The organism is Priestia sp. D51 (assembly GCF_053345675.1).
The window spans coordinates 66,331-89,129 of record NZ_JBLTIR010000004.1 but is presented as its reverse complement, the minus strand read 5'-3'; the positions used below and the strand labels follow the sequence as shown (position 1 = coordinate 89,129).

General features: G+C 36.1%; 21 protein-coding genes and 1 pseudogene. 18 read left to right on the top strand and 4 right to left on the bottom strand.

The genetic code is table 11. From position 1 onward, the window contains the following. The first annotated feature begins 204 nt into the window (after positions 1–204). The 14 genes and pseudogenes from ACNHOZ_RS17165 to ACNHOZ_RS17100 all read left to right on the top strand — a co-directional run bounded on the left by ACNHOZ_RS17165 (position 205) and on the right by ACNHOZ_RS17100 (position 14,411). Positions 205–501 carry a hypothetical protein gene (locus ACNHOZ_RS17165; protein ID WP_028413377.1) on the top strand — a complete coding sequence of 99 codons (297 nt, stop codon included), beginning with the start codon at positions 205–207 and terminating at the stop codon, positions 499–501. A 381-nt stretch (positions 502–882) separates the two neighbouring features. Then, positions 883–3,234, top strand: a complete 2,352-nt coding sequence (locus tag ACNHOZ_RS17160) for an immune inhibitor A domain-containing protein (protein ID WP_028413376.1) — start codon at positions 883–885, stop codon at positions 3,232–3,234. Between the two features lie 221 nt (positions 3,235–3,455). After that, a complete protein-coding gene (gene fumC, locus ACNHOZ_RS17155; protein ID WP_048020951.1) occupies positions 3,456–4,835 on the top strand; it encodes a class II fumarate hydratase in 1,380 nt (459 codons plus the stop codon). A gap of 175 nt (positions 4,836–5,010) precedes the next feature. Continuing rightward, complete coding sequence (locus ACNHOZ_RS17150; protein ID WP_102194846.1) at positions 5,011–5,229, top strand: hypothetical protein; 219 nt, start codon at positions 5,011–5,013, stop codon at positions 5,227–5,229. 46 nt (positions 5,230–5,275) lie between these two features. Continuing rightward, complete coding sequence (locus ACNHOZ_RS17145) at positions 5,276–6,172, top strand: GH25 family lysozyme (protein WP_255900855.1); 897 nt, start codon at positions 5,276–5,278, stop codon at positions 6,170–6,172. Between the two features lie 61 nt (positions 6,173–6,233). Next, positions 6,234–6,500, top strand: a complete 267-nt coding sequence (locus ACNHOZ_RS17140) for a hypothetical protein (protein WP_028413373.1) — start codon at positions 6,234–6,236, stop codon at positions 6,498–6,500. A gap of 136 nt (positions 6,501–6,636) precedes the next feature. Further along, the gene (locus tag ACNHOZ_RS17135) at positions 6,637–8,724 is read left to right on the top strand and encodes a PAS domain S-box protein (protein ID WP_255900858.1); all 2,088 of its coding nucleotides are present in this window, start codon (positions 6,637–6,639) and stop codon (positions 8,722–8,724) included. An 89-nt stretch (positions 8,725–8,813) separates the two neighbouring features. Then, positions 8,814–9,026, top strand: coding sequence for a hypothetical protein (locus ACNHOZ_RS17130; RefSeq protein ID WP_013083131.1), 213 nt, complete (start codon positions 8,814–8,816; stop codon positions 9,024–9,026). A gap of 260 nt (positions 9,027–9,286) precedes the next feature. Continuing rightward, entirely contained in the window at positions 9,287–9,427 is a 141-nt protein-coding gene (gene yjcZ / locus ACNHOZ_RS17125; protein ID WP_048020947.1) for a sporulation protein YjcZ, read from the top strand. Between the two features lie 607 nt (positions 9,428–10,034). Continuing rightward, a pseudogene (locus tag ACNHOZ_RS17120) lies at positions 10,035–11,633 on the top strand (M4 family metallopeptidase); the annotation flags it as partial. A 307-nt stretch (positions 11,634–11,940) separates the two neighbouring features. After that, positions 11,941–12,681: a metallophosphoesterase family protein gene (locus ACNHOZ_RS17115; RefSeq protein ID WP_048020945.1), complete on the top strand. Its 741-nt coding sequence runs from the start codon at positions 11,941–11,943 to the stop codon at positions 12,679–12,681. 276 nt (positions 12,682–12,957) lie between these two features. Further along, positions 12,958–13,626, top strand: coding sequence for a fructose-6-phosphate aldolase (fsa, locus tag ACNHOZ_RS17110; RefSeq protein WP_028413368.1), 669 nt, complete (start codon positions 12,958–12,960; stop codon positions 13,624–13,626). A gap of 163 nt (positions 13,627–13,789) precedes the next feature. After that, positions 13,790–14,008: a spore germination protein gene (locus ACNHOZ_RS17105; protein WP_275211128.1), complete on the top strand. Its 219-nt coding sequence runs from the start codon at positions 13,790–13,792 to the stop codon at positions 14,006–14,008. A gap of 115 nt (positions 14,009–14,123) precedes the next feature. Then, positions 14,124–14,411, top strand: coding sequence for a hypothetical protein (locus tag ACNHOZ_RS17100; RefSeq protein WP_048020944.1), 288 nt, complete (start codon positions 14,124–14,126; stop codon positions 14,409–14,411). Between the two features lie 29 nt (positions 14,412–14,440). On the opposite strand, the gene ACNHOZ_RS17095 is transcribed toward ACNHOZ_RS17100, so the two are convergent. The 3 genes from ACNHOZ_RS17095 to ACNHOZ_RS17085 all read right to left on the bottom strand — a co-directional run bounded on the left by ACNHOZ_RS17095 (position 14,441) and on the right by ACNHOZ_RS17085 (position 16,495). Beyond that, positions 14,441–15,112: an NAD(P)H-dependent oxidoreductase gene (locus ACNHOZ_RS17095; protein ID WP_047750986.1), complete on the bottom strand. Its 672-nt coding sequence runs from the start codon at positions 15,110–15,112 to the stop codon at positions 14,441–14,443. A 300-nt stretch (positions 15,113–15,412) separates the two neighbouring features. Continuing rightward, complete coding sequence (gene sspL / locus ACNHOZ_RS17090) at positions 15,413–15,553, bottom strand: small, acid-soluble spore protein L (RefSeq protein ID WP_013057030.1); 141 nt, start codon at positions 15,551–15,553, stop codon at positions 15,413–15,415. 171 nt (positions 15,554–15,724) lie between these two features. After that, on the bottom strand, positions 15,725–16,495 hold the full coding sequence (locus ACNHOZ_RS17085) for an SDR family NAD(P)-dependent oxidoreductase (RefSeq protein WP_063248012.1): 771 nt from the start codon (positions 16,493–16,495) through the stop codon (positions 15,725–15,727). Positions 16,496–16,812: 317 nt separating this feature from the next. Between ACNHOZ_RS17085 and ACNHOZ_RS17080 the strand changes: the two genes are divergently transcribed. The 3 genes from ACNHOZ_RS17080 (at position 16,813) to ACNHOZ_RS17070 (ending at position 20,525) form a co-directional block, all read left to right on the top strand. Then, complete coding sequence (locus ACNHOZ_RS17080) at positions 16,813–18,315, top strand: ATP-binding protein (protein ID WP_447697255.1); 1,503 nt, start codon at positions 16,813–16,815, stop codon at positions 18,313–18,315. Further along, on the top strand, positions 18,312–19,019 hold the full coding sequence (locus ACNHOZ_RS17075; protein ID WP_255900869.1) for a response regulator: 708 nt from the start codon (positions 18,312–18,314) through the stop codon (positions 19,017–19,019). Before ACNHOZ_RS17080 ends, ACNHOZ_RS17075 begins: the two co-directional genes overlap by 4 nt. Before the next feature lie 198 nt (positions 19,020–19,217). Then, a complete protein-coding gene (locus tag ACNHOZ_RS17070) occupies positions 19,218–20,525 on the top strand; it encodes a CitMHS family transporter (protein WP_034266108.1) in 1,308 nt (435 codons plus the stop codon). 41 nt (positions 20,526–20,566) lie between these two features. Here the strand turns inward: ACNHOZ_RS17070 and ACNHOZ_RS17065 are convergent, their stop codons facing one another. Beyond that, a complete protein-coding gene (locus tag ACNHOZ_RS17065) occupies positions 20,567–21,166 on the bottom strand; it encodes a DedA family protein (protein WP_014460120.1) in 600 nt (199 codons plus the stop codon). A gap of 337 nt (positions 21,167–21,503) precedes the next feature. Here ACNHOZ_RS17065 and ACNHOZ_RS17060 point away from each other — a divergent pair, with 337 nt between their 5' ends. Next, positions 21,504–22,784, top strand: a complete 1,281-nt coding sequence (locus ACNHOZ_RS17060; protein WP_014460118.1) for a GntP family permease — start codon at positions 21,504–21,506, stop codon at positions 22,782–22,784. Positions 22,785–22,799 lie beyond the last annotated feature (15 nt).

The window sequence follows — 22,799 nt, the reverse complement described above, 5'->3', positions numbered from 1 at the left end:
CTATTAGCTTATCATTTTTTAACAGAAAACGTTAGTAAAAAAGATGAGCAAGCATGTACACGGGTTTATTTTATACGCCCACGTGGAAAAGGAATTCACTTTTTTAAAGGAGATGACGATAGCAAAGGAGAATAGTAATATTTACTCATCTAAATTAAGTCTTCATTGAAAATAATGAAATGAAGGAAGAAGGGGATCGTTATCATGCAATTGCTGTATATGGTACTTTTTCTTGTCTTAATTTTTTGGGGAATTACATCTTTTATTCATTACAGGAATCAAACTATTAAAGTTCGTTTGAACAAACATTATACGAATGCAGTAGAATGGATTGAAGCTGTTAAACAAGAGCTGGAAAAGCAAGGGAAATCCGTGAGTTATGAAGGGGATTTCTTGTTTAAAATTGATGAAAAACCTTATGAAATCGCAGCGCGCAATATGTCTATTTGGAGCACGTCGCTCTATCATATCTTGCTGCATCGTCAAAAAGAACATTCTTAAATTTACTTGCATACAAAGGTTATCACTTCTCGTCTATCGAGAAGTGATTTTTTTATCTTTCTGTATCCATAATGGGGAATTTTTTGTTTTTATATAATAGTAATATGGAAAAGGTGGTTCTAATTCCCTAAAAAAATACGCTTCATACAGTTTTAGTTGTGGTTATCGATTTGGCATGGAATTTGCATACGCAAGAAGGGTTTATCAGACATTTTAATTGTCAGGCAAAGAAAACTAGTTACATACTATAAAACTATTTTACATTATCTACTAGAATCAAAAAATTTTAATAATATAGTAAAATGTAGTTGACCTTCCTAGTTTTAGAATATAAAATAAATCTTGCTAATAGTTTGAAAATTCTAAAATGGAGGGGTTTACTTGAAAAGCTGGAAAAAGATTTTGGGGACATCTTTTCTTGCCACAACTGTTACATTAAGCGGAGTGGGACCAGTACTTATGAATGGAAGTACTGCTTCAGCTAAAACCGCACAATCGGAAGAACTTCCGAGTTCACCAATTGATATGAATACAGTACCGGAAGAAAGATTGGCTAACGCACTGAAAAACCAAGGAGTTATTTCTCAAAGTGCAACACCGCAAGAAGTGAAGAAAGCCGTTACTTCTTACATAAACAAAAAAGATGCACATAAAGAGAGCATGAAAGGACATAAAGCTAGCAAAATTGATTTGAAAGCGAAAGAAATGCAAACAAAACAAAAAGAAAAGTTTCAACGAGGCGAATTTGCTAACATTAAGTCTCAAGGAAACAATTCGGGGAACGGGGTAAACGTTAAACCTGCAGCTCAGGCAAAATATAACGGACAAGTGAGAAAAGATAAAGTTCTTGTACTTTTAGTCGAATACGCAGACTTTAAGCACAATAATGTCGTTCAAGAACCTGGTTACATGTATGCAAAAGACTTTAACCGAAATCACTATCAGCAATTAATGTTTGGAAAGAAAGACTTTACGCTATTCAACGGAAAGAAAATTAAAACGTTTAAACAATATTATGAAGAACAGTCTGGAGGTAGTTACACAGTAGATGGAACGGTTTCTGACTGGTTAACCGTACCTGGAAACGCAAAAGAATACGGAGCAGACAATCCAGCGGGAGGAAACGATAATGCGCCTGGATCTAAAGGGCCTCGTAACCTTGTAAAAGAAGCGCTTGCTGCAGCAGCAAAAAGCGGCATTAACCTTTCAGATTATGATCAGTTCGATCAATATGATATCGATGGAGATGGCAACCGCAATGAGCCTGACGGCATAGTGGATCACTTAATGGTCATTCATGCTGGAACTGGGCAAGAAGCAGGTGGAGGTAAACTAGGAAACGATGCTATCTGGTCTCACCGCTCTACTTTGGGACAAGTATATAAAGTTCCTGGAACAAACATGGCTGCTTATGATTATACAATCGAACCGGAAGACGGAGCAGTTGGGGTTTTTGCTCATGAATTTGGCCATGATTTAGGTTTGCCGGATGAGTATGATACACAGTATACGGGTCAAGGTGAGCCGGTAGGCGTTTGGTCAATTATGAGCGGAGGGAGCTGGGCTGGTGAAGTAGCTGGAACAGAACCGACAAGTTTCTCCCCGCAAAATAAAGAGTTTTTCCAAGCAAATATGGGTGGAAACTGGGCAAATATTCAACAAATTGACAGCAAAAACATTACAAAATCGGGCTCTGTGAGCGTGGTTGATCAAAGTGTAACAAAATCTAAACGACCGGGTATTGTAAAGATTAATTTACCTAAAAAGGCTGTTCAAGGGATTAAGCCTGAGTTTGGAAGCAACTATTATTACAGTAAACGCGGAGACGATCTGCATACGACGATGACAACGCCAGAATTTGATTTAACAACGGCCAACACAGCTAAATTCAATTACAAAGCGTTCTATGAAGTAGAGGCAGAATACGATTACTTATATGTAAATGCGATTCTTCCTGACGGTTCAAAAGTTCTGTTAGATACAATTGGTGATAAAGCGAATAATGCAGATGGTTCTGCTGAAACATCTAACGGAAAATGGGAAGATAAAAGTTATGACTTAACGCAGTTTAAAGGTAAAAAAATCAAGCTTCAATTTGAATACGTCACGGACGGCGGACTTGCTCTTCAAGGATTCGCTCTTGATAATGCTAGTTTAGTAGTAGATGGAAAAACGGTATTCACGGACGATGCTGAAGGAGCTCCAAAGGTAACGTTAGATGGATTTGAAAAGACAAACGGCATCAGCTATAAAGATAACTATTATTACCTTGAGTGGAGAAACTATGCAGGCAGTGATAAAGCACTTCAATTCGCGCGCGGTGCAAAATATAATACAGGCATGCTGCTTTGGTACGCAGATGAAAGCTATCTTGATAACTGGGTAGGACAACATCCGGGTGAAGGATTCCTTGGTGTAGTTGATTCACATGCTCATAAAGTTCTTTACTTTAATGTGAATGGTATTAGCACTACAGCAAATTCAAGCCGATATCAAATTGCAGACGCGGCGTTCTCATTTGATAAATCACCTGCTTGGTCATATTCTCATAAAACGTGGGGAACGATTTCATCTAAAGAATCAAATGGTGTTACAAGCTTTAACGATAAAAAATCGTATTTAGATGAAAGAATTAAAGATGCAGGCCGCTTGCTTCCTCAAAACGGATTAAAATTAGACGTAATTGGTGAAGCAAAAGACAATTCAGCTGGTGCTGTATGGATTCATAAGTAAAATTGGACGTATTAAAAAGATCTGAAGAGCGTATTCTTCGGATCTTTTTTTGTATCATAAAATCAAAATAAACTATGAGCTAAATAATCAAATAAGTTAAGCCCGTTTAAAAAATAGAAAAAAGGGAATTTTCAACAGTGAATAATTGTTATTATGTCATGAAATTCATCCATATAATCAATACTAATAGGTAAAGAAAATATTGAAAAGGAGTTCTAACTATGAGCTATCGTATCGAAAGAGATTCAATTGGAGAAATTAAAGTGGCAGAAGATAAACTATGGGGAGCGCAAACGCAAAGAAGTAAAGAAAACTTTCCAATAGGGATTGAAAAAATGCCGATTGAAGTAATACGCGCTTTTGCGGTTCTGAAGAAAAGTGCGGCTATTAGCAATCATAAACTAGGCAAACTATCAGCAGGGAAATCGGAAGCCATCGTGCAAGCTGCTAACGAAATTATTGAAGGGAAATGGAATGAACATTTTCCTTTAGTAGTATGGCAGACAGGAAGCGGAACGCAATCAAACATGAATGTAAATGAAGTGATTTCCCACCGGGGAAACCAGCTAATAAACGGCGACGAAACGCTCCATCCAAATGATGATGTTAATATGTCACAAAGCTCTAACGATACTTTCCCTACAGCTCTTCATATTGCAGCTGTACTAGAAGTCGAAGACCAATTATTACCTACTCTAAAAACATTAAAAGAAACGTTTGCTGCGAAGCAAGAGCAGTTTAAAGATATTATTAAAATAGGAAGAACCCATTTACAAGATGCTACACCGCTAACACTAGGACAAGAAATTAGCGGATGGCATCATATGCTCGAAAAAAATGAAGAAATGATTAAACAAAGCGTAGAGTATATGAAGGAGCTAGCTATTGGCGGTACAGCTGTTGGGACGGGGATAAATGCACATCCTGACTTCGGCGATGAAGTAGCGAAAGAAATCAGCAGCACGCTTGGAAAAACATTTATCTCAGCACCTAATAAATTTCATGCATTAACAAGTCACGATCAAGTGGTTTATGCCCATGGTGCACTCAAAGCCTTAGCAGCTGACTTAATGAAAATCGCCAATGACGTACGCTGGCTGGCAAGCGGTCCTCGGAGCGGATTAGGTGAAATCACGATTCCTGCTAACGAACCAGGAAGTTCTATTATGCCTGGAAAAGTAAATCCAACTCAAAGTGAAGCTCTAACAATGGTTTCTGCACAAGTGTTAGGGAATGACGTGACGATTGGCATTGCGGCTAGTCAAGGAAACTTTGAATTAAATGTATTTAAGCCGGTTATTATTTATAATTTTTTACAATCAGTCAGACTGCTGACAGATTCCATGCAGGCTTTTAACGATAAATGCGCAGTAGGAATTGAACCCAACAAAGAGAAAATTCAGCATAATCTAGAAAATTCTCTTATGCTTGTAACAGCGTTAAATCCGCACATAGGGTATGAAAATGCGGCTAAAATCGCCAAGCTGGCTCATCAAGAAGGAACGACATTAAAAGAAGCAGCGGTAAAAACAGGCCTTCTGACAGAAGAACAATTTGAGCAATGGGTAAATCCAGCTAATATGATTCATCCATCAAAATAAAACAAGAAGCCAAGCAGCTCAAAATGCTTGGCTTCTTGTTTTATAATAAAATGAACATTGTTCTAAATAAACATATAAAAAAAGAAAGCGGATTAAAAGAAATTTTACACTACCTTATACTAGATTCAAGTACATACGATTAGGGTATTTACATCTTTATAAAGGAGGGATTCAAGTGACGTACGAAGTGAAGTTTTATTTTGGAAATGAAAAATCAATCAGTACATTGGTTGAATCAGAAAATGTAAAAAAGCTTGAGGAATCTATTATTCATACGCAAGGATGGTATCGTTATTATGACAAAAAACACGAAGCTTATTTAGCTATTCAAATGAGCAACGTTTTACACATCGTTATAAAAGAATATCAAGATCCGGAAAAACAGGGGTTTTAAAATATTCGTCGTATACATAAGGAAGCTAGCAAAAGAGGTGAAAACTATGCAAAGTCGACATTCAAATAATCCTATTATTCTCGATGTTTCTCATCATCAAGGAATCATTAATTGGAAAGAAATAAAAAACACCTCAGTGAAAGGGGTGTATATAAAGTTAACAGAAGGCGGAACTTTTGTAGACCCTAGATCTTATGAAAATTATATAGGTGCTAAAAATGCGGGCTTGAGAGTAGGATTTTATCATTATGCTCACTGTACAAATAGCCCGGAGAAAGAAGCTGCTTTTTTTATTGCTCAGCTTGGACAAATGAAACTAGACCTTCCGCCGTGTTTGGATCTAGAAGAAGATAAGAAAAAATCCAAAGAATTTGTTTCTCGCTTTGCCGTAAGCTGGCTCGAGCATGTTCACAAAACAACAGGGATTAAGCCTATCGTATATACGAATTATCATTTTGCTAAAACTTTTTTTACAACTGAAATAAGTAAGTATCCTTTGTGGGTAGCAAGATATAGTGCAAACAACAGACAAGGCGGTATGCAGCACCCTGGTGAGCTAAGTCAATGGCAGCGATGGGCAATGTTTCAGTATACGGATTCTGGCAGAGTAAAAGGAATTTCTACAAATGTGGATATAAATGAAATGGACTGCTCATTTTTTAAAGAAGTCACAACAAATCTCTCTATGACGAATAATACAAAAGGACCATTTGTCTATTCCAAAGGTGATAGAGGGTTAGGAGTCAAACAAATTCAGCAAAACTTACTTACGCTAGGTTTTTCTCTTCCGAAGTTTGGAACAGACGGTTTCTATGGAGATGAATTAATCGCTGCAGTGAAAAAATTCCAGAATCAATATGGCCTTTTTTCAGATGGAATAGCAGGAGCGGACACGCTGCAGCGTCTTATTAAAGAAGTGAATAATCTGAATAATCGGGTTTGAAAGAGTACCTGAGAGGGAAAAGTTATTGTAAGATTCAAAAAGGTACAAGGAAGGAGTTATTATGAGAAAACGAAAACAAAAAGCATTGATATCAGGTATTACGCTATCAACGGTAGGAGTCGGCATTACGTCTTATCTATTAAGCGATGCTGCGAAACGCCGAAAAGTAAAAGGACTTGTTCGAAGTGCCAAAGTAAAACTTTCAAGTTTATCTAAAAAACAGCAGGTAAATGCTAGCCTAAATAAAGATGCGCATTCAGATCCTACGTACGTTTCTGAAAGCAATATGATTTCAGAAGGACCTATGTATCAAGATCAGCATAGATAATAAAAAAACTAGTCTTGCCTCGGGCGAGACTAGTTTTTTTTATCAATTTTATAAATAGCAGCGCTTATTCATGTTACACTCTCTATATAAGGGAATTATTTCACGCATATTTACAAGTAAAGGAGGAATAGAAGGAGTGATTAGTAGCGGATTATTTGTTAACTTATGTATTTTTTCGTTTTTTGTCAGTATTATGATTGCGATACGAATATTTTTGCTGCAGCGTCTAGCCCATAAATACAAATGGATGAGTGGTGTTTATGCAAGTATTGTTTCTGCTATTCTTATGATATATAGCGTTACGTATCAACAGATTACATATGATTTACGTTTTCTTCCTCTTATTTTGACCGTTCTATACTTTGGTTATAGAGCCGGTGCAGTTGCAGGTATCACTATGGCTGTGTGCAGTATCTATTTAGAAAGTCATTGGTTACTGACTATCTTAATTTTAATCTTTACCTTTTTATTTTCCCTCCCTCTTATTCGATATAGAAAGCAGTTTTCTTTATTAAAACAATCTCTTCTTTGTTTTTTTATTCATTTTATCGTTCATGTCTTACTGACGAATTACTTCTGGAATACACCTATTCAGTCGCCGTTTTATAGCGAAATAGAATATTTAGTGTTCGGAATTCTCGGACTGGGAGTAGCTGTAGCGACGATAGAATTTTATCGTAAATTTTACGCTGTAGCAGAAGAAGCTGCTTATGCTGGATCAGATTCATGTAAGGATGAAGAAGATTCTTTTTTTGTCAGAATAATGAAAAAAGAACTGGAATATACGAAAGAACAGCTGGAGTCTTTTATTAATCATCACATGGATGCGGTGATCATAACTGATTTAGAAGGGCGGATTTTGCGAGTTAATGAAGCCTACGAAAAAGTATATGGCTGGAAAGCCCACGAAGTAGTTGGGAAAACATATTACGAAATAGCAGGGGCTTTTAGTGAGGACGTACATGAGAATATAAAAAAGACGGTTGCTGAAAAAGAGGCAATCAATCGAGTAGAAGTTGTAAGAGCTCGTAAAGACGGAAGTTTAGTAGATCTTCGCATCACTATTTCGCCAATTTTTAATGGGAAAGATGAGTTAATAGGTTTGTCTGGAGTATGTGTGGATATATCTGAGGCTAAAAAAGCGAGAAAAGAGCTTGACTTGCTGCATCGTAAGCTTAAGGAAAGTGAGTTGAAATATCGAACGTTATTTGAATATGCAAACGACGCAATTTATTTACTTGAAATAGGTTCTAATCATTTTCCTTCTCGTTTTATCGAAGTAAATGAAGCTGGATGTAAGCGCTTTGGATATACGAGAGAAGAGCTTTTATCCATGCCATGCCAAGATATTATACCTAGAGATTCTGACATTGTTCGAAAAACGGTTGAAGAAATTCGCCAAGGAAATCTTTCTTTCACGCTGCAATCACAGTTTACATTTAAGTCTGGAGAAGTAAAAAAACTAGAATATAGTGGGAAATTGTTCAATATAGAAAACAAAAAAGTGCTTCTTATTGTTTCAAGAGACAGGACAGAATACCTAGAAACAGAAGAGCTGTTGCAGAAATCTGAGAAATTAGTAGCGGTCGGTCAGCTTGCTACAGCTATTGCTCATGAAATTAGAAATCCTTTAACGGCCATCAAAGGGTTTATGCAGCTATTAACTGAAAAAGCGAGTAAAGAAGAGTTAACCTATATGAACATTATATCCTCTGAAATTGAGCGTATTGAAATGATTACAGATGAATTCATGTCTGTGGCAAAACCACAGGCCGTAACATTTCAGTCGATTGATTTGCAGCTGTTAATTCAACAAGTGATTTTATTGCTGCAGCCTCAAGCAACCATGAAAAACATTTTTATTGAACTTCACTCATATGGAGAATTGCCTCTTGTATATTGTGAAAGCAATCAAATGAAACAGGTGTTTATAAATATTCTTAAAAATGCGATTGAAGCAATGCCTTCCGGAGGCGAAATTAAAGTTGAGCTGAGACAAAAAGACAACAATCACCTTCATATTCAAATTATTGATGAAGGTGTAGGAATTTCAAAAGATCGCATTAAACATTTAGGTGAACCATTTTACAGTATTAAAGAAGACGGTATTGGGTTAGGGTTAATGATCTGCTTTAATATTATCCAGCAGCATAAAGGAACTCTTAGTATTGAAAGTGAAGTAAACAAAGGGACGAATGTGGAAATTTGTTTACCGTTAAAATAAAAGGTAATCAGTTAAAGGCAGAAGAAATTTTGCAACAAGTTGTTTAGTAAAGTTATAATATTCTATGTTGGAGTAAAATAAGCAAAGGAGTGGTTACGATTAAACAGAAAAAGTGGATTAACATATTTCGTATTCTGTATATTATTTTTGCTATTATTGCAATTGGAGCATCTTTTGGAGACTATTCTTTCGGGCTTAATAATCCCCGCATAGTCAGTTTAACGGCTCTCGTTTTGGCGGTTATTTGTATTGTTCCGTATTACATACTTCGCTTTAAAGAACAAGCTTCTAAAAGTAAATAAGTTAATATTTGTTATCTTAAAAGAGGCTGTGACAAAAGCAGTTTAGTTGAAGGAAAATCCGAACGATGAATCGTTCGGATTTTTTCATTGGTAGGGTGAACGTAGGTTTCATCTATTTAGTTGCTTCTAGCTATTGATTGGAGTGATTTCGTTATGTCTCAATTTCTTTTTTATCGTTATAAAAGGGCGATAAATGGGCGAGCATTTTTTCTAGCCTGTACATATGCTATAGAGTAAACAGGCTACGGAGGTGAAGTGAAATGGGATTTTGTAACTGGGGTTACGGCGGTGGTTATGGCTACGGCGGTTACGGCGGCTACGGTAGTTACGGTGGCGGTTTTGCATTAATCGTTGTACTATTTGTTTTATTAGTTATCGTTGGTTGTGTATGCTTGAAATAAACAGAAAAAGCACGGATTTACAAAGATTTTAGTAGATTCGTGCTTTTTTACGTTCATAAGAAGTACAGTACTATAATAAAATAATGTTGTGCACGTACATAAAAAACATATAAAAAATTTAATTAATAGATTAAAAAAATAAAAAAAATGAAGAGGAAGAGTATATTTAAGCCGAAAAAATGGTCTGAAATTTATAATTTTCCTTATAAGTAATTTTTGTAAAATGCTTCATAGAACTGACAGTAAGAACGAATAACGCTACCTATCCTACTAGTTTTTATTAGCTGGCTAGAAGAATTATTTTACTTGTATGAAAATCAACATAAATGATTTTCATATAGTTTAAATAGGTAAAAAAGACTTATTGCAGAGGACTTATTTTTAATTTTCATAATAATAGGAATATTGAAATAATATATAGACGTAGTAATTTTTAGTTGCTATAATGTTGCTAATTATCGCAATTAACAGAAAAATTGGGGTAATTAAATTTACTAGGGATAGGGAGAAAAAAACTATGAAAAAGAAAAAACAGGCTTTAAAGGTATTATTATCAGTTGGTATTCTTTCTTCATCATTTGCTTTTGCACATACGAGCAGTGCTGCGCCAAACAATGTACTTTCAACTGAAAAGTATAACAAAGAAATTAAATCTCCTGAGTTTATTTCCGGAAAGCTCTCGGGCCCGTCATCGCAGAAGGCTCAAGACGTCGTATTTCACTATATGAATACAAATAAAGACAAATATAAATTAGGAAACGAAAATGCTCAAAACTCATTTAAAGTGACAGAAGTGGTGAAAGATCCTATTGAACAAGCAACCGTGGTACGCTTGCAGCAAGTATATAATAATATTCCCGTTTGGGGATCTACTCAATTAGCACACGTAGCGAAAGATGGAACCTTAAAAGTTGTATCAGGTACAGTAGCTCCTGATTTAGATAAAAAGGAAAAATTAAAAGGCCAAAAGCAACTTGACAGCAAAAAGGCGATTCAAGTAGCTGAAAAAGACTTAGGCTTTAAGCCGACGTATGAAAAATCTCCTTCATCTGAACTGTATATTTATCAAAATGGTTCAGACACTACATACGCTTATGTAGTAAATTTAAATTTCTTAAATCCTGAACCAGGCAACTATTATTACTTTGTTGATGCTACTAGCGGTAAAGTACTGGATAAGTACAATACAATTGATTCCGTAGCTGGTCCAAAAGCCGACGTGAAGCAAGTGGCAAAGCCGGCAGCGAAACCTGTAACAGGCACAAATGCTATTGGCTCAGGTAAAGGAGTTCTTGGAGATACTAAATCCTTAAAGACAACGTTATCTAGTTCTACTTACTACTTACAAGATAATACAAGAGGCGCTACAATCTATACGTACGATGCAAAAAATCGCACATCTCTTCCGGGTACGCTATGGGCCGATACCGATAATACGTACAATGCAACTCGCGATGCAGCTGCAGTAGATGCTCACTATTATGCAGGCGTGACATATGATTATTATAAAAACAAATTTAACCGCAACTCCTATGACAATGCAGGAGCTCCGCTAAAATCGACTGTTCATTATAGCAGCGGCTACAACAATGCGTTTTGGAATGGCTCTCAAATGGTATATGGAGATGGAGATGGAACTACTTTTGTTCCGCTATCAGGAGGATTAGATGTTATCGGACATGAATTGACGCATGCGGTGACAGAAAGAAGTTCTAATTTAATCTATCAATATGAATCAGGTGCATTAAACGAAGCGATTTCCGATATTTTCGGAACGTTGGTAGAATACTATGACAACCGAAATCCAGATTGGGAAATTGGAGAGGATATTTATACGCCTGGAACAAGCGGCGATGCACTTCGTTCAATGAGCAACCCAGCGAAATATGGAGATCCGGATCATTATTCAAAGCGCTATACAGGTTCTAGTGACAACGGCGGGGTTCATACAAATAGCGGTATTATCAACAAAGCTGCCTACTTGCTAGCTAACGGAGGAACTCATTACGGAGTTACTGTAACAGGCATCGGCGGCGATAAGCTAGGAAAAATTTATTACCGTGCCAATACGCTATACTTCACTCAGTCTACAACGTTCAGCCAAGCGCGTGCAGGTTTAGTACAAGCTGCTGCTGATCTATACGGTTCAGGCTCTCAAGAAGTAATTTCAGTAGGCAAGTCATTTGACGCAGTTGGTGTTCAATAAGCTATAAACCAAAAGTCGCAAGATAAATGAGGTATCTGGCGACTCTCTATACTACCTAACTACCAATAAAGGAGTACTCGTATAAATATATTACAGTACTCCTTTATTTTATGTTAATAAATAAGGAAGATAGATTTCTTCCCAATCCATAAAAATCCACTTCTTATTCCTCCCTTTTATATCCATTCGAATTATACCGTTGCTTGTTAAATGAAGAGGACCCGTTTTAGTAAACGGTCTTATCATAAAATGTTATAATAAAGAAAAGGCTTGAATACATACATATGAAAAAGGAGTGGAGGAATCAATGGACAAAATTGCTGTTATTTCAGATATCCACGGAAATCTCCCTGCATTAGAAGCAGTTTTAGCTGACATACAACAACGAGATATCCATCGCATCATTTGTCTAGGTGATTTAGTAGGAAAAGGACCGGATTCAAGTAAAGCAATTGATATCATAAAAGAAAAGTGCGAAGTAACAGTAATGGGGAACTGGGATGACTTCATTACAAAGCCTGCGGAATTTGAAGCGTTAAAATGGCATCAAGAGAAGTTAAGTTCAAACCAAGAAGCATACTTAAAGGAACTTCCTTTTTCTGTTGAGTTTATGATGAGCGGGAAATTAATTAGAATGTTTCACGCTTCACCTAGAAGTCTTTATGACCGAATTCAACCCTGGGATTCACTTGAAAAGCGCCTTAGTCTATTTGCTAATACGGAATATACGGAAAATATAAAAGGATCAAGAGAACCGGATGTCATCTGTTACGGAGATGTACATAATGCATTTATTCAACATATTAAAGGGAAAACGCTGTGTAATGTAGGAAGTGTAGGAAACCCGCTTGATTTACCACAAGCTTCCTATCTTATCTTGGAAGGAAGGGATCAAGACGAAAGTCCTTCAGCATTTTCTATTCAATTTGTGCGTATTCCATACGATATTGAAAAAGCAATCGAATTGGCGAGAGCTGTAGAGATGCCGGACTTTGAACCCTACGTTCAAGAATTAAAAACAGCTCGCTATAGAGGACTAAAAAATTAAGAGTAGAATGTATCTTAACCTTCAGCATAAATGCTGGAGGTTTTTTAGTTGAGTAGATGATAGGTTTTTCAACATCATTAGTATGATACATACAAATAGAAGTTATTCAGATGAGTTTAAAGAAGGGAAAACTTGGAGAAAAACATACAGCATTTGAAAGGAAATAAATTTTATTTTATGAAGACAATATGAAGAGGGCAATTCCATTTGAACATAAAGTTATGCAAAAATGCCCCTGAAAAGCTGTTTTTAACATAACGAGTGGAGGAATACATGATGAAATTTTTTATTGATACAGCTAACCTGGAAGATATTAAAAAAGCATATAAAATTGGGGTATTATCAGGTGTTACCACAAACCCTTCGCTAGTAGCTAAAGAAGGCGTAAAGTTTGAAGATCGCATCGAAGAAATTTTAAAAACCGTCCCGGAAGTAGAATCCGTTTCAGCAGAAGTCACCCCCGACACAGTAACAGCAGAAGACATGATTGCGCAAGCAGAAAAGCTTATAAAAATTAACGGAGGAGACAAAAATATAACAATTAAACTTCCTATGACCATTGCTGGATTGGAAGCAACCCGTTATCTAGCTAAAAAAGGCGTGAAAACAAACGTAACGTTAATTTTCACAGTGAATCAAGCGCTTCTAGCAGCCCGTGCTGGTGCGACATACGTATCGCCATTTTTAGGACGCTTAGATGATATTTCAGAAGACGGTGTGTATCTGGTATCTCGAATTGCCGAGCTATTTCGAATTCAACACATTGACTCACAAATTATAGCAGCGTCAGTCAGACACCCAGATCACGTCACACGAGTAGCTCTTGCTGGGGCTCATATTGCGACCATTCCGTATGCTGTAATTGAACAATTAGTAAAACACCCGTTAACAGAACAAGGAATTGAAAAGTTTGCATCAGACTGGGAAAAAGCTGTGAAAAGTTAAATTCACTTAAGGAGAAGACATCATTTGAGTGTCTTCTCTGTTTAAAGGGTATACGAAGATTCTTTTTTCTATTTTGCAGCAAACAACTTATCATCAATAGGCGAACATCCTATACATATATACAGAGATGACATACGTTAATAGAAACGAAAGAGGTGGTAAAATGGGATGTATTATTAACATTGAGAATATCGTGACTAACGGGTTAAAAGACAATTCAAATGTAAGCGTAGGTTGTGTTGTACAAAATAGTCACACGGCCAATACAAAATTGGTAGGAGCTTGTTTTTCGTTTGGAAATGGCTCTCCTGCTATTGCCTCTATGACAAACAGTAATATCGATTTTTGCAAAGATGAAGAAAATAAAGAGCAACAATCTTAAAAACAATTCCAGAAAGAGTATTTCTGGAATTGTTTTTTGGTAAGTGATAGAGTTTTGTTAACGAGATATTTTATGCTCCAAAAGGAAAATATTCATAAAGAAGGGGAGCTGTACTATGAGCATTATTTCTATGATTTCTTATACATACGTTGAAAGAAAAATAAAACGAACAAAAAAAGTGACGATTCAGCATTCAAAAGACATGTGCTTATATACTGATAATATTGAAACAGAGAATGAGTCCTTTCACATTAACAGCGTATTTGACATCTCTTACAAATGCGTTTCAAAAGAAAGCGGCTTTTTGTACTTACATACAAATCAAGGAATGTTCGCTTATACCATACACACCGATCCTGGTGATTTTATAGCAGCATATAAAGATATAAAAAAGAAGAGGTGACGTTGCTCACCTCTTCTTTTTTTGGTTTATTATTTGATCCACTGTACAACTTGATCCATACTTCTTCTTGTTTTTTCGCGTTTAGGTTCGTGAATACGGTAGCCGAATGCAACCATAACAGAAACATCAAACTTGCCGTCTTCTAGTAATCCTTCTTCTTTTAGAATTTCATGTACTTGGTCATAGTTAAACCCTTCAATTGGGCAAGAATCAATGCCAATTTGAGCAGCTGATGTCATCATATTAGCTAGTGCAATATAAGATTGTTTGCTGGCCCAATCAAATAGTGCTCGCTTGCTTTCGAACAAGTGAAAATCATTTTCTTGGAAATCTTTGTAACGAGGCATTAATGTCTCTAATACATCCTCCGGCATTTCTTTTACGTTTTTCTGAAGATTTAACACATATTCAGAGTCATATCTTGCGTCTGTACGAGAAAGAATAATAACAAAATGACTTGCTGTAGGAATTTGGCCTTGTGCTCCCCAAGAAACAGCTTTTAATTTTTCTTTTAAATCTTCATTTTCAACGACTAAAAATTTCCACGGCTCGTAACCTACTGAGCTTGGAGATAAGCGCCCCGTTTCTAAAATGAATTGGAAATCTTCATCGGAAATTTTCTTCGCTGGATCAAACTCTTTTGTAGCATGACGAAAGTTAAATGCGTCTAAAATTTCTTGTTTCTTATCTGTATTGTTCATGTGTAAACAACCTTTCTGTAAAAATATTTAATGATGAACTGTTCAGAGTAATCTATACCCTGTATAGCTTACAACTAACAGTCAGTTAACATACAATTTGTCGTAAAATCCGTTTGCAGATTTATCATAAATCATATAATTCATCCTAACAAGTACGCACATTTTTGTTGTATAGTATACTTTTTTATACTATTGATACAGTTTCATAAGAAGCAGAAAGGAGTCAACAATCTGGGGAGTTTCGTTTTCGAAAAAGTAACTAAGAGGAAGAGAGGAGAAGAGTGATCTTCTCCTTGTTAATTAAATTTTTGTATTTGACTTTTTCGCTTTGTTTTCAAGTTCACTTTTCGGTTCTGTTGAAAATTCAACATCTTTTCCGTGTCCTTGAGGGTTAACTCCAGGAGCTACTTGACCGCGGTTAGCAGATTTTTTTGTACCCATTTTCGTCACCTCCGTTCGGTTAGTATGTACAAAAAGCAAAACAAAAATTAGGAAGTGAAGCGTGGAAAGATAAATAGGAAAAGATTATCTTTAAGCATCTTCATTACATAAACAAGATAGTTACTCATTTAAACGGACATAAAAAAACACCCTTGGAAGGGTGTTTTTTGTTTAAGAATCTGAGCTTGTCGCTCTGTCTGCGTATGGATAGATAGGATCTTTTAATTGAAATTCGTAAGTCACGCCATCTACAAGTCCTACCGTTTTATTGCTATCATAAAGGTCCAGCATAAAAGCAGCCATTTCTTTTGACGTATGAAACTTAGGTACTCGTCCTTCGTATTCAAAATCACTCATATCCATCGAACGCTGTGCAAATTCTGTTTCCGTAGCCGCTGGAGCTAGAACTTTAGCCTGCATTTTTGATCCTCTTCCTTTCAATTCTTGAGAAAGACCTTCTGTAAATGCACTTACATAGAATTTTGTTGCGCAATAAGTGACTGCATCAGCAACAATGGTGTAGCCGCCTCCAGAAGAGACATTAATAAGCTGTGTACCTTCAACATTTTCATAATCTCTTACAAATAGAGAAGAAAGAATGGTTAAGGCTTCGATATTTAAGTGAAGCATTGTTTCAATTTTAGTTAATTTTTGTTCACCGACAGAAGCAAAGTTTCCAAATCCAGCATTGTTAATCCATGTTTCTAACTCATATTCTTTAAGCGACTCATAAAACGTGTGAGCATTTTCTGCCACGGATAAATCAACCGACTGGATAATAACATTTACATCTTGGTTCAGTTTTTCAATCTTTCCTTTTAACTCATCCAGCTTGTCTTCTCTACGTGCAGCTAATATAAGGTTTTTTCCGCGCGCTGCGAAAGCTAAAGCTGTTTCATATCCAATTCCCGAACTTGCGCCAGTGATTACTGTATATTTCATGTTAATTCCTCCATTTGCGATGTTTTCGAATTGATTATAATTGTTAAAGTATACTTTAAGTCAAGCGTTTATTCGATTTATTTTTCCCTTTATCAGTCTGATTGTAAACATTTGAAGTTTGGTGCTAAACTTCCTTTTTTTTATGCTAAACTTAAAACAAAAGACGGTATTTTATTTCATTATTAATTCCTTAAAAGGAGGAATGTATGCGTTCTCTTTACGTGAATAGAAGACTTAGTTTACTTGCCCAAATTACATTACTCATCACTGTAGTTATTCTTGTTAGTACCGTCCTTGTATGCATCTTATTTTCTGCAATGGTAGATGAAATTGTCGAAAAATATGTAGGTAATCAAGCTATGACAGTAGCAAAATTAGCTTCTGAAGATAAAATGATTGTAAAAGCTTTTAAGCAGAAAAATCCTTCTGAGCACATCCAACCTGTTGCTGAAAAAATAAGAAAAACCACAGGGGCAGATTATGTCACCATCGCCAATGATAAAGGAATACGCTATTCTCATCCCAATAGTAGTTACATTGGAAAACATACCAAAACAAGCAATGAAGCTTCTTTAAAGAAGCATCAATCCATTATTTATAAAGGAAAAGGAATTTCAGGCTTTGCAATTAAAGCCAAAACCCCCATATGGGATAACCAAGGAAACGTTATAGGTGTTTCTTCGGTAGGATTTCTTGTAAGCAATATAGAAAAACAGATTAATGATTATAGAATAAAAATTATTAAATTGTCCTGTATTCCTTTTCTTATTGGAGCATTTGGAGCTTTCTTTATTGCAAGGCGGGTAAAAAGACTAATATTTGGACTGGAACCAGAGGAAATTTCCTTTCTTTTTAAAGAAAAAGAGGCTACCCTTGAATCTATTCGAGATGCTACTGTTACTGTAAATGTCGAAAAATATGTAACGTCGATGAATAGAAGGGCTAGAGAGCTCTTTGATAACCTTCATTTAGCAATAGGAGGAGAGATAAAGAACACCCGTTTAGGACAGCTAATTGATCAAGCAATAGAAGAGAAATGCGTGTATTCTAACCAATCCCTTCTACTAGATGGTCAGCAGTATATTTTAGATTTATCTCCTATTGTAAGAAAAAAAGAAGTGCAAGGTATCGTTCTTACCATAAGAACTTTATCACAAATTGAAGAATTGACTGAAGAGATTTCTAAAATTAAAATGTTCTCTGATAATTTACGCGCTCAAAATCACGAATTTTTAAATAAGCTGAACGTGATTTACGGGTTATTAAGGTTAAAGAAATATGAGCATGTCATGCAAATGATTTCATCAGAGGTAAAGGAACGCCAAGATATTCTTTCTTTTTTAATGTCTTCTGTGAAGGATCCTTTGATTGCTGCCTGCTTACTTGGGAAAATCAATCGTTCGAAAGAATTAGACGTCACTTTAGAAATTGATCAAGATAGTAACTTAACAAGTACTTTAGATATCGAAGAGGCAAAAAACGTTGTTTCCATCTTGGGGAATTTAATTGATAATGCGCTCGAGGCTGTGCGAGAACATAAAGGGAACGTGCTAGTATCTTTTACAGATGTAGGAAACGACCTGATTTTTGAAGTTGAAGACAATGGACAAGGGATATCAAAAGAAGTAGAAAATATGATTTTTATAGATGGTTACACAACGAAAAAAGGTGAAAATCACGGGATTGGATTGACCATTGTTAAAAGATCTGTAGAGTTGCTTAAAGGTGAACTATACATAAGCAAAAGTATGTTACAGGGAGCAAGATTCACATTAGTTATCCCAAAGCTATTAAATAATGAAAAGGAAGAATCGATATGACTGAAAATCAAATTAATGTCATGATTATAGAAGATGATTCTACAGCTGCACAAATTTATGAACAATTTACTAAGAAACTAGAGCATTTCACTGTTGTTGCGACAGCAGGATCTGGAGAACAGGCTTTAGAATTACTGACAATATTTACACCGCAATTAATTTTATTAGATGTCTTTTTGCCAGATATCAATGGAGTAGAACTGCTATGGGAAATTAGAAAGAAGTATCGAGGAATCGACATTATTTTAATAACGGCAGCCAATGATGTTGAAACAGTAGGAGAAGCAATAAGAGGCGGAGCGTTTGGTTATTTGGTGAAACCTGTAATTATTGATAAATTTTTATCTACTTTAAAACATTATCAGTCTACGAGAATAGAATTAACTGAAAATAAAATGATTAATCAAGAAAAAATAGACGATTTATTTAGAACACATCATAGTCGCCGCAATCAATCAGCGGCTGCAGTAACAGCATTTCCTAAAGGTATTGATAAACATACTCTTCGTTTGGTAAGAGATAAAGTTTGCAAAGTTCAGGAAAGCTTGAATGTAGATGAGTTTGCTCAATTAGTCGGTATCAGTTATTCAACAATGAGAAGGTATTTAGAGTATCTAGTATCGTGTAAGGAAATGCAGGTTGAAATAGTGTATGGAAGTGTAGGGAGGCCCGAACGGAAATATCGAGTAACTAATCTTACATAAAAACGAGATAGTGGGTTTTTATCCGCTATCTCGTTTTTATGTAGAAATGATGCATGAAAAAAATGAAAAAAATTACTTTTATAAAAGATATTAAACTTATGTTGGTTATCTATGAACCAGCTTCAACAAGTGATACCTTTTTAGTAACGTGTAGCAAATAAAAATGAAAACGTTATCAAAAAAGGAGGAAAAATATCTGTGCTTTCTTTATTAGGATTTTTAATGGTTGCAGTCTTCATGTATTTAATTATGTCAAAACGACTTACCCCAATGGTTGCTCTTATCATTATCCCCATCATATTTGGTCTAATAGGCGGTTTTGCTAGTGGAATGGGACCTATGATGCTCGAGGGTGTAAAAGACATTGCGCCTACAGCTATTATGATTTTATTTGCTATTTTATATTTTGGGTTGATGATTGATTCAGGATTGTTTGACCCTCTTGTTTCATTCATTTTAAAGGTTGTAAAAGGAGATCCACTAAAAATCGTTGTAGGAACTGCTGTGCTTTCAATGATGGTTGCTTTAGATGGGGATGGAACTACTACATATATGATAACGGTTTCTTCTTTGCTTCCGCTATATAAACGCTTAGAAATGAATCCACTTATCCTTGCAGGAGTAGCGATGCTATCTATGGGAGTTATGAATATGACTCCGTGGGGAGGTGCTTCTGCTATGGCTATGAGTTCATTAAATTTGGATTCATCTCAGTTGTTTTTGCCTTTGATACCTGTAATGGGTTTTGGGCTTCTATGGGTTCTATTTGTTTCTGTTGTACTTGGAAGAAGGGAAAGAAAAAGGTTAGGAGTTATCAATATTAAACATTCTGCAAATGAAATTGCACACGCACATGAAGTAGAGGGAACAGTGCAATATTCAGACTATCGACGTCCTAAGTTAGTATGGTTTAATTTTCTGCTTACCGTTAGTCTTATGGTGTGCTTAATTATGGACTTCATGTCGCTGATGCTTTTGTTCATGGTAGCATTCGCTATTGCATTACTAATAAATTATCCAAACATCAAAGATCAACAGCAGCGAATTTCATCTCATGCAAATAATGCGGTAGCCGTCGTTTCAATTGTTATTGCAGCAGGTATTTTTACAGGAATTATGTCTGGAACAAAGATGATTGATGCTATGGCAAATACACTTGTAGGAATAATTCCAGATGCAATGGGCCCTTTTTTGCCAGTTGTAGTAGCATTTTTAAGTGCTCCTTTTACATTTTTTATGTCTAATAATGCTTTTTATTTTGGCGTATTGCCGATTATTGCTCAAGCTGCCGAAAGTTATGGCATTAGCGCAGCTGAAATTGGAAGAGCTGCTATCTTAGGACAACCTGTTCACGTGATAAGTCCCTTGGTAGCAGCAGCTCACTTATTAATTGGAATGGTAGGAATTGAATTTAGTGATTTGCAACGATTTTTAATTAAGTGGGCGCTAGGAACTACGGCGGTGATGACACTAGCTGCATTAATCTTAGGTGTTATTTCTATTTAATAAAAAAAGACCCCTCGGGGTCTTTTTTTATATTCTTAATCTTAAGTTGAACTAGACTGTTCGCTGCAGCTGCTCTTTTTAAAATAGAACTTATAAATTAAAAATCCGCATACAGCCACTACCGCTGCAATTAGAATATAAGTTTGTGCATCTGAGATAAAAGACTGAATGGACTTAAAGTTTCCGATTTGTCCTAGCCAAAGCATGGCAATATTCAAAGGAAAGATACCAAGAAATGTGAGCAGAGCAAACGGCATAGGTTTTACTTTAGATAGCCCTGAAAGGTAAGAAATGTAGTTGCCGAGCCCTAAAGGACGAGCAATCGCAATACTCCATAATCCGCATTTTTTAAACCATTTTTGCGATTTCTCAAATGCTTTTTTCTTTTTTGATAATTTTTTCTTTACCTTATCTTCTAATTTATAGCCTATCCCATACGGTATAAAGCTAAAAGCTGTATAAACGGCGCTTCCTGCAAGAGCGATTAATAATAATTTCACTATGTGCATGTTTAATAAGTATCCGTAGGTAAGGGTGAGAAGAGAACCAGGAAACGGCAGGGAGGAAGCCTCAATGGCCAGTCCGCTTAAAAGTCCCCAAATTCCAAATTGTTTCAGTAAGTCTGTTATGAAGTGTAGCATAAGATCGCCTCTTTTTCTGTGTCATAACATTCAAATACCCATCTATATGTTCGGAAAAACTTATAAGAGAAAAGAAAATAAAGGAAGAGCGCGGGATATAACAGAAAAAAACTTAGCTTGTACAAGGAAAAAAGAAGGAAGTATATTTTATAGCTTCTACTCAAAGTGAAATTATAGAAAAAAAATAATTGAGTGTGGATTTTTAAATAAACTACGACTTTTATTCATAGTTTTGATTCCTTTTATTCATTTTACTTATAAAACTAACGGGTGTAAACTTGTTGTGTTGTGAAATAATCCATTATGTATATGTATTAAAAGGAAAGGAGGTTACCGTGTGGTTATTATTGTAGGATTGTTATTGTTGATGTTTTTTGCTTATCTAGGATGGTCTATTATCTGGGTGGCACCTGTTGTCGCTACGTTTGTTGCTTATTTTAGCGGTTTAAAAGTACTGCCTACTTATACAGATGTGTATATGGGAGGGTTTGTAGATTTCGCTGCAAAATGGTTCCCCATCTTTTTATTAGGAGCCGTCTTCGGAAAGCTAATGGAAGATACAGGCGCAGCTAAGTCGCTAGCGCAGCGTATTGCTAAATTGTTTGGAAGTAAAAGAGCCATTTTAGGGGTGCTGATTGCTTCAGCCATTTTGACATACGGCGGAGTCAGTTTATTCGTTGTTGTCTTTGCGATTTATCCTTTAGCAATCGCATTATTTCGAGAAGCTAACGTATCGCGAAATTTACTGCCAGCAACCATTGCACTCGGAGCATTTACATTTACAATGACAGCGATTCCAGGTACGCCTCAAATTCAAAATCTGATTCCGACTGCTACATTTAAAACCAATGCAATGTCCGGTTCGATTATTGGAATTGTCTCAGGTCTTATTATGGCAGTGGGAGGCTATTTATGGTTAGCTTATCGCGATAAAAAATTAAAAGCTAAAAATCAAGGGTTTACTGAGCCTAATGAATCATCGGTTGCCGCAAGTGAAGAGCAGGACTCGATGAATGTAATGTTAGCTATTTTACCGCTGATTATCGTTGTCGTGACATTAAACGTTTTAAAATGGGAGCCTATCGTATCATTATTAATTGGTATTTTTTCTATTTTACTTATTAATTTCAAACACTATAAGACGTTTATTTCTTCTATAAATGAAGGAGCAAAAGGATCCGTAATGGCTGTTATTAACACGAGTGCAGCAGTAGGCTTTGGCTCGGTTATTACAGCAGTTCCAGAGTTTAAAGATGTCACGCACGTACTACTAAACATTTCGAGTAATCCGCTCGTTTCAGAAGCGTTAAGCGTTCAAGTGCTAGCGATGATCACGGGTTCAGCATCCGGTGGTATGGGTATTGCGCTTCAAGCATTAGGAGATACGTGGTATCACTTGTCTCAAACGACGAATTTAAGCGCCGATGCGCTTCACCGTATTGCAAGCGTTGCGTCAGGTGCATCTATTTTACCGCATAACGGTGCGTTGTTAACGCTATTAGCTGTAACTGGTCTTCGGCATAAAGAAACGTATAAAGACGTATTTGTTGTTGCATTTATCATCCCGACAATCGCTTTATTTGCAGGAGTCGCATTAGCGGCAGCCGGTATTATTTAAAAACAGGAGGAGAAT

What these genes read in the sequence shown, in the direction of transcription:
- ACNHOZ_RS17165 (WP_028413377.1), top strand. Translation starts at nt 205, where the DNA reads ATGCAATTGCTGTATATGGTACTTTTTCTTGTCTTAATTTTTTGGGGA.
- fumC (WP_048020951.1), top strand. Translation starts at nt 3,456, where the DNA reads ATGAGCTATCGTATCGAAAGAGATTCAATTGGAGAAATTAAAGTGGCA.
- ACNHOZ_RS17145 (WP_255900855.1), top strand. Translation starts at nt 5,276, where the DNA reads ATGCAAAGTCGACATTCAAATAATCCTATTATTCTCGATGTTTCTCAT.
- ACNHOZ_RS17140 (WP_028413373.1), top strand. Translation starts at nt 6,234, where the DNA reads ATGAGAAAACGAAAACAAAAAGCATTGATATCAGGTATTACGCTATCA.
- yjcZ (WP_048020947.1), top strand. Translation starts at nt 9,287, where the DNA reads ATGGGATTTTGTAACTGGGGTTACGGCGGTGGTTATGGCTACGGCGGT.
- ACNHOZ_RS17115 (WP_048020945.1), top strand. Translation starts at nt 11,941, where the DNA reads ATGGACAAAATTGCTGTTATTTCAGATATCCACGGAAATCTCCCTGCA.
- fsa (WP_028413368.1), top strand. Translation starts at nt 12,958, where the DNA reads ATGAAATTTTTTATTGATACAGCTAACCTGGAAGATATTAAAAAAGCA.
- ACNHOZ_RS17105 (WP_275211128.1), top strand. Translation starts at nt 13,790, where the DNA reads ATGGGATGTATTATTAACATTGAGAATATCGTGACTAACGGGTTAAAA.
- ACNHOZ_RS17100 (WP_048020944.1), top strand. Translation starts at nt 14,124, where the DNA reads ATGAGCATTATTTCTATGATTTCTTATACATACGTTGAAAGAAAAATA.
- ACNHOZ_RS17095 (WP_047750986.1), bottom strand. Translation starts at nt 15,112, where the DNA reads ATGAACAATACAGATAAGAAACAAGAAATTTTAGACGCATTTAACTTT.
- sspL (WP_013057030.1), bottom strand. Translation starts at nt 15,553, where the DNA reads ATGGGTACAAAAAAATCTGCTAACCGCGGTCAAGTAGCTCCTGGAGTT.
- ACNHOZ_RS17085 (WP_063248012.1), bottom strand. Translation starts at nt 16,495, where the DNA reads ATGAAATATACAGTAATCACTGGCGCAAGTTCGGGAATTGGATATGAA.
- ACNHOZ_RS17080 (WP_447697255.1), top strand. Translation starts at nt 16,813, where the DNA reads ATGGTAGATGAAATTGTCGAAAAATATGTAGGTAATCAAGCTATGACA.
- ACNHOZ_RS17075 (WP_255900869.1), top strand. Translation starts at nt 18,312, where the DNA reads ATGACTGAAAATCAAATTAATGTCATGATTATAGAAGATGATTCTACA.
- ACNHOZ_RS17065 (WP_014460120.1), bottom strand. Translation starts at nt 21,166, where the DNA reads ATGCTACACTTCATAACAGACTTACTGAAACAATTTGGAATTTGGGGA.